This is a genomic window from Frankia sp. CoWAU3 (assembly GCF_977971855.1).
The window spans coordinates 1-10,235 of the sequence record NZ_CDWWXB010000117.1 but is presented as its reverse complement, the minus strand read 5'-3'; the positions used below and the strand labels follow the sequence as shown (position 1 = coordinate 10,235).

The 10,235-nt window shown below is 69.3% G+C and carries 7 protein-coding genes and 1 pseudogene; 2 read left to right on the top strand and 6 right to left on the bottom strand.

What is annotated here, in order from left to right; genetic code table 11:
* Window positions 1–115 precede the first annotated feature (115 nt).
* From AC08ON_RS11615 to AC08ON_RS11605, 3 genes and pseudogenes are all read right to left on the bottom strand, one after another.
* Window positions 116–1,651: a metallopeptidase TldD-related protein gene (locus AC08ON_RS11615; RefSeq protein ID WP_476616948.1), complete on the bottom strand. Its 1,536-nt coding sequence runs from the start codon at window positions 1,649–1,651 to the stop codon at window positions 116–118.
* Window positions 1,648–3,216 carry a TldD/PmbA family protein gene (locus AC08ON_RS11610; protein WP_476606474.1) on the bottom strand — a complete coding sequence of 523 codons (1,569 nt, stop codon included), beginning with the start codon at window positions 3,214–3,216 and terminating at the stop codon, window positions 1,648–1,650. The genes AC08ON_RS11615 and AC08ON_RS11610 overlap by 4 nt, the downstream gene beginning before the upstream one ends.
* A gap of 298 nt (window positions 3,217–3,514) precedes the next feature.
* Window positions 3,515–4,308: pseudogene (locus AC08ON_RS11605) on the bottom strand (Cof-type HAD-IIB family hydrolase).
* Between the two features lie 16 nt (window positions 4,309–4,324).
* Here AC08ON_RS11605 and AC08ON_RS11600 point away from each other — a divergent pair.
* Window positions 4,325–4,807, top strand: coding sequence for a phosphoribosyl-ATP diphosphatase (locus AC08ON_RS11600; RefSeq protein WP_476606476.1), 483 nt, complete (start codon window positions 4,325–4,327; stop codon window positions 4,805–4,807).
* 40 nt (window positions 4,808–4,847) lie between these two features.
* Complete coding sequence (gene hisG / locus AC08ON_RS11595) at window positions 4,848–5,696, top strand: ATP phosphoribosyltransferase (protein ID WP_476606473.1); 849 nt, start codon at window positions 4,848–4,850, stop codon at window positions 5,694–5,696.
* A 16-nt stretch (window positions 5,697–5,712) separates the two neighbouring features.
* Here the strand turns inward: hisG and folE are convergent, their stop codons facing one another.
* The 3 genes from folE to hpt form a co-directional block, all read right to left on the bottom strand.
* Window positions 5,713–6,459: a GTP cyclohydrolase I FolE gene (gene folE, locus AC08ON_RS11590; protein ID WP_476606472.1), complete on the bottom strand. Its 747-nt coding sequence runs from the start codon at window positions 6,457–6,459 to the stop codon at window positions 5,713–5,715.
* Window positions 6,456–8,717, bottom strand: coding sequence for an ATP-dependent zinc metalloprotease FtsH (gene ftsH / locus AC08ON_RS11585; RefSeq protein ID WP_476616947.1), 2,262 nt, complete (start codon window positions 8,715–8,717; stop codon window positions 6,456–6,458). Before ftsH ends, folE begins: the two co-directional genes overlap by 4 nt.
* A 235-nt stretch (window positions 8,718–8,952) precedes the next feature.
* Window positions 8,953–10,235, bottom strand: a 1,283-nt coding sequence (gene hpt / locus AC08ON_RS11580) for a hypoxanthine phosphoribosyltransferase (RefSeq protein ID WP_476616946.1), incomplete at its 5' end; no start/stop codon positions are given.

Below are 10,235 nucleotides of genomic sequence, written 5' to 3'. Positions count from 1 at the left end.
TCACTGACCCGCCCCTGAATCGACCCATTCCTGAATCGACCCGCGATGGTGAACCGGGAGCCATGGCTGCTCGCGGTTTACCATCGATGGTTCGATGCCCCGGCCCGGCCGGCGGTCAGTTCGCCGGGCTGACCGAGGACATGTTGAAGTCGGGGATCCGTACCGCGGGCATGCGGGTGAGCGTGAACCAGTCCGCCCATTCCCGCGCCATGGTGCGGGTGGTGGCGCCGATCTCGGCCAGGCGGCCGAGCAGGTCGACCGGTGACTCGTTGAAGCGGAAGTTGTTGACGGCCCCGGTGACCTCACCGTTCTCCACCAGGTAGACCCCGTCCCGGGTGAGGCCGGTGAGCAGGAGCACCTCGGGATCGACTTCGCGGATATACCACAGGCTGGTGAGCAGGAGCCCGCGTTTCGTCGAGGCGATCATCTCCTGCAACGACGCGGAGCCTCCGCCGTCCAGGATCAGATTGTCGATCATCGGGGTGGTCGGGACCCCGGTGGCACGGGCGGACGCGCGGGTCTCCACGAGGGCGGCGAGGGTGCCATCCGAGATCCAGTCGGTGGGCCTCAGCGCCAGTCCGTTGTCGAAGACGCTGGACATCGACGAGGAGGACTGCGCGGTCACGAAGGGGGTCGTCGCGAGTTCCGGGTCGTGCGGATCGCTGGCCAGCCGCAGCCCCGCCGGTCCGATCGCCTCGCCGAGACGCGTGCCGCCGCCGGCCCGGCTGAAGACCGTCCGGCCCTCGGCCGCGTCCCGACCGGCAGCCGTCCAGTACATGTAGATCATCAGATCCGCCACCGCGGAGGGCGGCAGCAGCGTCTCGTACCGGCCGGCCGGCAGTTCCAGCGACCGTTTGCACCAGGCCAGCCGGTCGCGCAGCGCCGCGTCGGTACCCGCGACGTCGACGTCGGTGAAGTCACGGGTCGACTGGCCGTGCCAGACCGAGCCGCCGGGAACGCCGCTCTTGGCGTTCCACTCCACGCTGCCGGTCGGCTGGCTGTACCGCAGCCGCAGCCCCGTCGACGTCCCGAGCCACGTGGTGGTCAGATTGTGCTCGGCGAAGCCGAACAACCGCCGCCCGCCCGCCTGCGCCGCGGCGAACGCCTCCGCGAGGTCTCGGGCGAAGGAGGCGAACACCGTGGTGCTGGTCCGAGCGGCCGGATCGGTGAAGGCCTCGGCCGCGTCACCCGCCGACCCCGCACCCGCCGACCCCGCACCCGCGCCGACGTCCGTCGTGTCCAGCCCGAGCAGGTCCGTGTAGTCCTCGGCATCCTCGGCCTCCCGGGCCGCGTCCTCGGCGGCGCGGACGAGTTCCGCGAGGCCGTCGGCATCGGTGGGATGCGGCAGGTCGGTGGGACGCGCGGTGGGGTGGCCGCCGGAACCGGGGGAGTCGATGGTGGAGGCCGTCCGCACCCCGAACGAGCGGCCGATGACGCTGATGACGGTGATCGACCGATCCCGGCTGGCGCCGTTGGTCGTCAACGTGTTGTTGGCCCAGCGCAGGTTCACCGCGCTGGACTCGGTGGCGATCACTACGCAGCCGTCCGCCTTCGACAGGCCCAGGGCGCGTTCGACGATCTCATGGGCGGTCTCGCGCACCGTGCTTCCTCCGTCGGCTGGGGCTGGTTGCGGTCCGGCCGGCCGGCTCATCGACCGGCCTCTCGGCGAGCATTGAGAATGTTGGTGGCGCGGAACAGAGCCGACGGGCAGCCGTGGCTGACGGCCGCGACCTGGCCGGGTTGGCCCTTGCCGCAGTTGAACGCACCGCCCAGCACGTAGGTCTCGGGGCCTCCCACGGCCTCCAGGGATCCCCAGAAGTCGGTCGTCGTCGCCTGGTAGGCGACGTCGCGGAGCTGGCCGACGATGCGACCAGCGCGGATCTCGTAGAACCGCTGGCCGGTGAACTGGAAGTTGTACCGCTGCATATCGATCGACCAGCTCTTGTCCCCGACGACGTAGATACCGCGGTCGACCCGGCTGATCAGCTCCTCGGTCGACGGGCCGCCAGGCGCCGGGAGCAGGGAGACGTTCGCCATCCGCTGGATCGGCACATGGGCGGGGGAGTCGGCGAACGCGCAGCCATTGGAGCGGTCGACCCCGAGCACGGCGGCATTGCGGGCCGCCATCGCCCGGTCGAGCTGATAGCCGACGAACTGGCCGTCGCGGACGATGTCGAACCGGCGGGTCTGCACGCCCTCGTCGTCGTAGCCGATGGTCGCGAGCCCGTGCAGGGCAGTGCGGTCCCCGGTGACGGTCATCGCCGGGGAGCCGTACCGCAGCGTGCCCAGCTGGTCGAGGGTGACGAAGGAGGTACCGGCGTAGGCGGCCTCGTAGCCGAGCGCCCGATCGAGCTCGGTGGCGTGCCCGATCGACTCGTGGATCGTCAGCCACAGGTTCGACGGGTCGATGACCAGGTCGTACGGCCCTGGTTCGACTGAGGAGGCCCTGGACTTCTCGGCGAGCAGACCCGGGATCAGATCGATCTCGCTCTCCCAGTCCCAGCAGCCGGCCGCGGGGCCCGCCACCAGCCACTCCCAGCCTCGACCGACGGGCGGGGCGATCGTGCGCATCGACTCGAAGCCGCCCGCGGGATCGACCCGGGTCGCCTCGATCTGGCAGATCACCCGCATCCGTTGCTGTGTCGTCGTGGTCCCGGTCAGGTCGGCGTAGTACTTGTTCTCCATCACCGCGCTGAACCGGCCGTCGACATGGTCGACCTCGTGCGCCGCGAACAGCGTCCGACACAGGCCGCCGACCCGTTCGACCCGGTCCCGGGCGTCGACCGCGAACGGATCGGTCGCGTAGGCCGAGACCCAGACCGCGTCGGTGTGGGTCGGTTCCGCGGCGAGTTCGACTGGTTCGGAGTTGAGCGGGGCGGCGACTCGGGCCATCTCGACGGCTTCGCGGGCCAGCCGTGCCGCCTCGGCCGTCGTCAGGTCGACGCCGGCGGCGAAACCCCAGGTGCCGCCGTGCACCACCCGGACAGCCAAGCCCAGCGTCGCGCCTTCATGGCGACTTTCCAGCGAGGCGTCGCGGAACGACAGCGAGGAGTCCTTGAGCCGTTCGACGCGGATGTCGGCGTGCGTCGCACCGAGATCACGTGCGGTCTGCAGAGCCGCGTCGGCGAGTGCGGTGCGCGGCAGGGCGAGGAACTCGCCGTCGATCTCGTGAGCCGGCAGCCCGGATGAGGCCGAGTCCTGGACGAGGGGTGCCATGTCCCTATCCTGGCCCGTCTGTGCGACGGGTGTCGGGGCGGCATGCCCGGGTGTCGGGGCGGCATGCTCGGATGACGCTGCGCATGCGGACGCTGCGGGAGCGCGGGAGCGCGGGAGCGCGGGAGCGGGAGGCGATGCGTGTCCGGATCCGGCCGGGCAGGTATCAATGCGGCGGTCCACCGGGAATCCCCGTCGTCGACCGGGAACCGTCCGGAGGGTATTCATGGAGAGTACCCGGCCCGGTATGCGGCCCGATCGTGATCGGGACGGACCGGAATGCCCAGGAAGATCATCGTGGTTATGGGAAAAGCCGCTCCAGGACGATCGCGACTCCGTTCTCATCATTCGACACGGTGATCTCGTCGGCAGCGGCCAGTACTTCGGGATGGGCATTCGCGACGGCGACCGCGTATCCGGCCCAGGCGAACATCGGTAGATCGTTCGGCATATCTCCGAACGCGATGACGTCGGCGGCGACCACCCTCCGCCCGGCGGCGAGTTCAGCCAGCGCCACCGCCTTCGACACCCCCGGCCCCGCGATCTCGAGAAGGTCCGCGCTGGAGGTTGTGACGACGGCGTCCACCCCGGCGAGTTCGACGATGGCGTCGTACACTTCCGTGAACGGAGCGCCCCCCGCCGGACAAGCAGTTTCGTCGCCGGCAGGACGCCCAGCAGCTCCGAGAACTCCGCGACGATCTCCTTGGGATCCGGCCACATCGCCTCGAAGGCGGGTTCCCGGCCGAAGCGCACGCCGCTTTCGACCGCGAACACCGCGTCGGGAACCGCGGCGCGGATCGCCGCCGCCAGCCGCAGGGCCGTGGCCGATTCCAGACAGCGCTGGCTGACCGGCTCGCCGGAGTCGAGATCGAAGACCAGCGCGCCGTTCGCGCAGATCGCGAGCCCGGAGACCTCGGTCTGGGCGACGACGCCAGCCATCACCCGGCTGGGTCGTCCCGTCACGAACACCACGGTCGCCCCGGCGCGTTCCACCCGGCGCAACGCCCCGCGGGTGCGTTCGGACACCGTGCCGTCGCTGCGGATCAGCGTCCCGTCCAGGTCGGTGGCGACGATCGCGGGCGGCAACACAGTCATCAAGTCAACCAGCAACATGGCGGCCGGTGCAGGGACCCCGGTGCAGGACTCCGTCGCACCGGCTTGCCGGCTGGCCGCGGAGCGCGTGTCTGTGGTCGTCGTGTGCCGCTCCGCACCGCGGGCCCGCGGCGCGGAGGTTGTCCGCCCGGTGACGGGTAGCATGCCGAGCATGCTCCCTGCCGATCGGCCCGCCGTGCCATCCGTCGGCGCATCCGATTCGTCGAATGTATCCAACCTGAAAACATTCGACGAACTCTTCGTCGAGCTTGCCGAGAAATGGCGGCGTCGGACACCCGGCTCGGGAACTGTCGCCGCGCTCGATCAGGGCGTCCACCATCTGGGCAAGAAACTGGTCGAGGAGGCCGCTGAAGCGTGGATGGCGGCCGAGCACGAAGGCCGGGGAAGGGCCGCCGAGGAGATCTCCCAGTTGCTCTACTGGAGTCAGCTGCTGATGATTTCTCTAGGCCTTTCGTTGGACGACGTATACTCCCATCTGTGATCGATTCCTTGCCCTTTCTCGTAGACGCTGAGTAGTGACGATGCTTCGTATCGCGGTTCCGAACAAGGGGGCGTTGTCGGCCGCCTCCGGTCAGTTGCTCTCCGATGCCGGCTACCTCGCGCGGCGCGAGGGGAGCGAGCTGGTGATCGCCGATGTCGAGAACGACATCGAGTTCTTCTTCCTGCGCCCTCGGGATATCGCTGTCTACGTCGGGTCGGGTCTTCTCGATCTTGGCATCACCGGGCGTGATCTCCTCCTCGATAGCAATGCCGCCGCCGAGGAGCTCGTTCCGCTTGGATACGGGTTCGCCACGTTTCGTTACGCCTCTCCGGAGGGGACGCTCGCGGACATCACGGAGCTCGCCGGCAAGCGGATCGCGACGTCGTTCCCCGCGCTGGTCCGAGCCGACCTTGCCGGTCGGGGGGTCACCCCGGGTGGCATCGTGACTCTGGATGGCGCGGTCGAGACAGCGGTGCGGCTCGGTGTCGCGGACGCGGTCGCCGACGTGGTCGAGACCGGCCGTACGCTCAAGGCCGCGGGTCTGGAGCTGCTCGGCGAGCCGGTCCTGCGCTCGGAGGCCATCGTGATCGCCAAGAGGGGCGCGGACCTGTCCCCTTCGCATGAGCGTCTGCTGCGCCGGGTCCAGGGGGTTCTGGTCGCCCGGCGGTATGTGATGATGGACTACGACGTTCCGACGGCCGTGCTCGACAAGGCATGCGAGATCACGCCAGGCTACGAGTCCCCGACGATCTCTCCGTTGCAGCGTGAGGACTGGGTCGCGGTGCGGGCAATGGTGCTGCGCGCCGAGGTCAACCGCATGATGGACGACCTCTGGGAGCTGGGTGCCCGGGGCATCCTCGTCTCCGGGATTCAGGCCTGCCGCCTGTAATCCCTGCCACCCGGAGCTACCTGTGCAGGATGAGCGACATGCCCTCGTTGCGGGTAGCGGTGCTGAGGAACTGGCCACGCACCGCGGATGTCACCGTGGTGGCCCCGGGCTTGCGCACACCGCGCATCGACATACACAGGTGCTCCGCCTCGATGACGACCATCACCCCGCGCGGGTCGAGCACCTCGACGAGGGCGTCCGCGATCTGCGAGGTCAGCCGTTCCTGGACCTGCGGGCGACGGGAGTAGAGGTCGACCAGCCGGGCAAGCTTCGACAGGCCCGTGATCTGGCCCTTGCTGTTGGGGATGTAGGCGACGTGCGCCTTGCCGGAGAACACGACCAGATGATGTTCGCATAGCGACGAGAAATCGATGTCGCGGACCAACACCATCTCGTCGTGGCCCTCATCGAAGACGGTGGTCAGGACCTCGGAGGGATCCCGGCCGAGACCCTCGACGGCTTCCCGGTAAGCCCGCGCGACCCGGTCCGGGGTCTTGCGAAGACCCTCGCGGTCCGGGTCCTCGCCGATCCCGATCAGTAGCTCACGAACTGCGCGTGCGACTCGGTCGTGGTCGAAGGGACGGACCTGCCGCGGCCTGCCATTGCCCGGCGCCAGGGTTGACGCAGCCGGTCCGTCGCCGTCGCCGTCGCCGTCGGGGTCCGGGATGCCGAAACCGTCCATTCCTGGGGCCTCCGCCGCGGGAGATGATTCACTTCGTCGTTCGCCCGCGGCAGTGGACGCCTCGTCGGAATAAGACGTCAACGGCGTCTCCTCTCGTCGTCGCTCGGCCAGCTTGGCGGGGCCCACGGGTTGGCGATCCTCGGCCCGTCATGGGCCGGACCCTCGCCTCCGGGGGGCGCCGGCGCGCCCTGGCCCTGGGGATAACCGTGCCCCCCGGGGCTGCCATTCCCACCCGGAGCACCGACATCCGTGCCGTGCGGCACGCCCCCGCCCGGACCGGACGGGTCGACCCCGGGGCCCGAGCCCGCGGGTGCCCCCGGCACGCCGGCGGGCTGACCGTGACCGCCGGCCCTGTTGCCCCCGGTTCCGTTGCCGCCCGGTCCGCGTCCGGCGGCACCATTACCGTGGCCCGGGTCGTTCACCAGGTCGGCGACATCCGCCGTCAGCAGGCCGAGCTCGGCCGGGGTCTGCACCGGTGGCCGGTCGGAGGGGACGCGACGCCCCACCCCGGTGTAGATGCCACGCACGGGGCGTTTCTGGACCGTCGTGAAGACCTCGGCGACCTCGTCCTTGCTCAGCGTCTCGGTGTCCATCAGCCGCAACACGAGGTTGTCCAGTACATCCCGGTAGGTCACCAGGATCTCCCAGGCCTCGTCGTGTGCGGCCTCGATCAGCCGGCGCACCTCGATGTCGATCTCACTGGCGACCTCTTCGGAGTAGTCGCGTTGGTGGCCGACCTCCTTGCCGAGGAAGACCTCGCTGTTCTCGGTGCCGAACTTGATCGCGCCGAGCTTGTCGCTCATCCCGTACTGGGTGATCATTGCTCGCGAGATCTGGGTGGCCTTCTCGATGTCGTCGCTCGCCCCCGTGGTCGGGTCGTGGAACACCAGCTCCTCGGCGGTGCGCCCGCCGAGCAGGACGGCGAGGCGGTCGAGCATTTCCGAGCGGGTCGAGAGGTACTTGTCCTCCAGGGGAAGCTGCATCGTGTACCCGAGCGCGCGCCCCCGGGGCAGGATGGTCACCTTGTGCACCGGGTCGGAGTTGGGCAGCGCGTGCGCGACCAGGGCGTGGCCGCCCTCGTGGTAAGCGATGCGCTTCTTCTCCTTGTCGCTCATCGCGCGGGTCTTGCGCTCCGGTCCCGCCATCACGCGGTCGATGGACTCCTCGAGCAGCGCCGACGAGATGAATTTCAGGTTGGAGCGGGCGGCCAGCAAGGCCGCCTCGTTCAGTACGTTGGCGAGATCGGCACCGGTGAACCCGGGGGTCCGCCGGGCGATGACCATCATGTCGGCGTCCGGGCCGATCGGCTTGCCCTTGGCGTGCACCCGCAGGATGGCCTCGCGGCCGAGCAGGTCCGGCCGATCCACGACGATCTGCCGGTCGAAGCGGCCGGGCCGCAGCAGGGCCGGGTCGAGGATGTCGGGCCGGTTCGTCGCAGCGATGAGGATGACCCCGCCCTTGACGTCGAACCCGTCCATCTCGACCAGGAGCTGGTTGAGCGTCTGCTCCCGCTCGTCGTGGCCACCGCCGAGTCCCGCTCCGCGGTGGCGGCCCACGGCGTCGATCTCGTCGACGAAGATGATGGCGGGCGCGTTGGCCTTGGCCTGTTCGAACAGGTCGCGAACCCGACTGGCGCCGACACCGACGAACATCTCGACGAAGTCGGAACCCGAGATGGAGTAGAAGGGCACCCCAGCCTCACCCGCGACGGCCCGGGCCAGCAGCGTCTTGCCGGTTCCCGGCGGGCCGTAGAGCAGGACCCCCTTGGGAATCTTGGCTCCGATCGCCTGGAACTTGCCCGGGTTTTCGAGGAACTCCTTGATCTCTTCGAGCTCCTCGATGGCCTCGTCCGCACCGGCCACGTCGGCGAACGTCGTCTTCGGCGTGTCCTTGCTCACCAGCTTCGCCTTGGACTTGCCGAAGTTCATGACCCGGTTACCGCCGCCCTGCATCTGGTTCATGAAGAAGAACAGCAGAAGGACGACCAGTAGTACGGGCAGCAGGTTCAGCAGGAGCGAGACCAGGATGTTTCCACGGTCGACCGAGACGTCGTAGGCGACCCGCTTGTTGCGGAGCTCGTTCGCCAGGACGACACCCTGTTCGGTGACATAGGACGACTCGAACTTCTGGCCGTCCTTCGTCTGGATCTGGATGAGCTGCTTCGAATCCTGGATCTTGGCCTTCGCCACCCGGCCTTCGTCGATCTGCTGCTGGACGAAGTTCAGGTCTCGCTTGCCGTACTCACTGGGACCCGAGAGGACGCCCGTCGTGAGAATGATCACGAACAGGACCAGGAGCAGCAGTGGCACCCAGCCGCGGAAGATTCTTCTTGGAGTCATCTGTCTGGAGCACCGGACACGAGCGCTCCACCCTCCTGACGTGTGTGCTGCCCTCGATCGGGATTCCCTTGTGCCGAGGGTACCGCCGGTGCGCGCATCTCACCGCGCGTACATCCGACCAACGGATCGGCGGCCCGCGCTGTTCCGATCGTGGCGGTCTGATGGTGTTCGGTGTTTCGCTCGTGGCGGATGCGGTGACCGAGGGCGTATCCGAACGGGCGGAAGGCCGGCGGGCTCAGGCCGGGGCGCCCCTCTCGATCGCCGCGGGCGTGAGGGTCCCGACGAACGGCAGGGTTCGATAGTACTCCGAGTAGTCAAGGCCGTACCCGACGACGAAGGCGCCGGGAAGATCGAAGCCGACATATCGGACATCCACGTCCACGGTGACAGCCTCGGGCTTACGGAAGAGCGCCAGGACCTCGAGCGAGGCGGGGCCGCGTGAGCGCAGGTTCTTCAGCAGCCAGGACAGGGTCAGCCCGGAGTCGATGATGTCCTCGACCACCAGGACGTCCCGGCCCTCGATCGACCGGTCCAGATCCTTGAGGATGCGCACCACCCCGGACGAGGAGGTTGACGACCCGTACGAGGAGACCGCCATGAACTCCATGGTCAGCGGGACCGTCAGCGCGCGGGACAGGTCCGCCATGACCATGACGGCGCCCTTGAGCACGCCCACGAGCAGGATCTCCCGGCCGGCGTAGTCGGCGTCCACCCTGGCCGCGAGCTCAACGATCTTCGCGGCGATCTCGTCCGAGCTGACCAGGACCTCGGCGATGTCGGGATGCGGGCTGTGCCGGGGGCCGTCATGGGCGCTTCCGGCGTCGGGGGTCGTCGTCGCGGTCTGACTCACCTGGTCGTCCTCCTCGATGTGTGGCGCGGTGACGGCATCCGACCGTCGGGCGGCGGGGCCGGCTGGCGGCGGTGGAGGAACCACCGGCCCGGTCAGCGTGACCCTGTTCTCCCATCGCCGGGCGAGCACGCCGGTGGGAAGCGGTACCGGCTTCTGCCCGCGCCACCGCGTCACCAGCTCCTCCACCGCCCAGATGTGCTCCGCGCGCAGCGCGGAGGCCGACGCTCCGACGTCGATGGCCGCCCGGCGCAGCAGCCGACCGCGGACCGCCGCGGTGAGCCCGGCCAGCGCGGCGACGTCGAAGGCGACCTCGCCGGTGCACGGCCGGCCACGAGCCCTGACGACCTTGCCGTAGACCTCGGCGGCCATGGCGTCCAAAGCGTCCGCGTCGGCCCGCAGCAGATCGGCACTGCGCGCCAGCGACTCGGCGATGCCCGGGCCGAGCTCCGTCTCCAGCACTGGCAGGACCGTGTAACGCACCCGGGACCGGGTGAACGCTGGGTCCCGGTTCGTCGGGTCATCCCACACCTCGAGCCCCTCGGCGAGGCAAGCGGCCCTGGTGTCCGCGCGGCGGATCCCGAGCAGCGGCCGGCGAAGCAGGCCGTCGTCAGCCGACATCCCCCCGAGGGAGCGGGCGCCCGCGCCCCGCGCGAGCCTCAGCAGCACCG

Coding starts and splice junctions, on each gene's coding strand:
- AC08ON_RS11610 (WP_476606474.1), bottom strand. CDS start 3,216: ATGGCACCCCTCGTCCAGGACTCGGCCTCATCCGGGCTGCCGGCTCAC.
- AC08ON_RS11600 (WP_476606476.1), top strand. CDS start 4,325: ATGGCGGCCGGTGCAGGGACCCCGGTGCAGGACTCCGTCGCACCGGCT.
- hisG (WP_476606473.1), top strand. CDS start 4,848: ATGCTTCGTATCGCGGTTCCGAACAAGGGGGCGTTGTCGGCCGCCTCC.
- AC08ON_RS11615 (WP_476616948.1), bottom strand. CDS start 1,651: ATGAGCCGGCCGGCCGGACCGCAACCAGCCCCAGCCGACGGAGGAAGC.
- ftsH (WP_476616947.1), bottom strand. CDS start 8,717: ATGACTCCAAGAAGAATCTTCCGCGGCTGGGTGCCACTGCTGCTCCTG.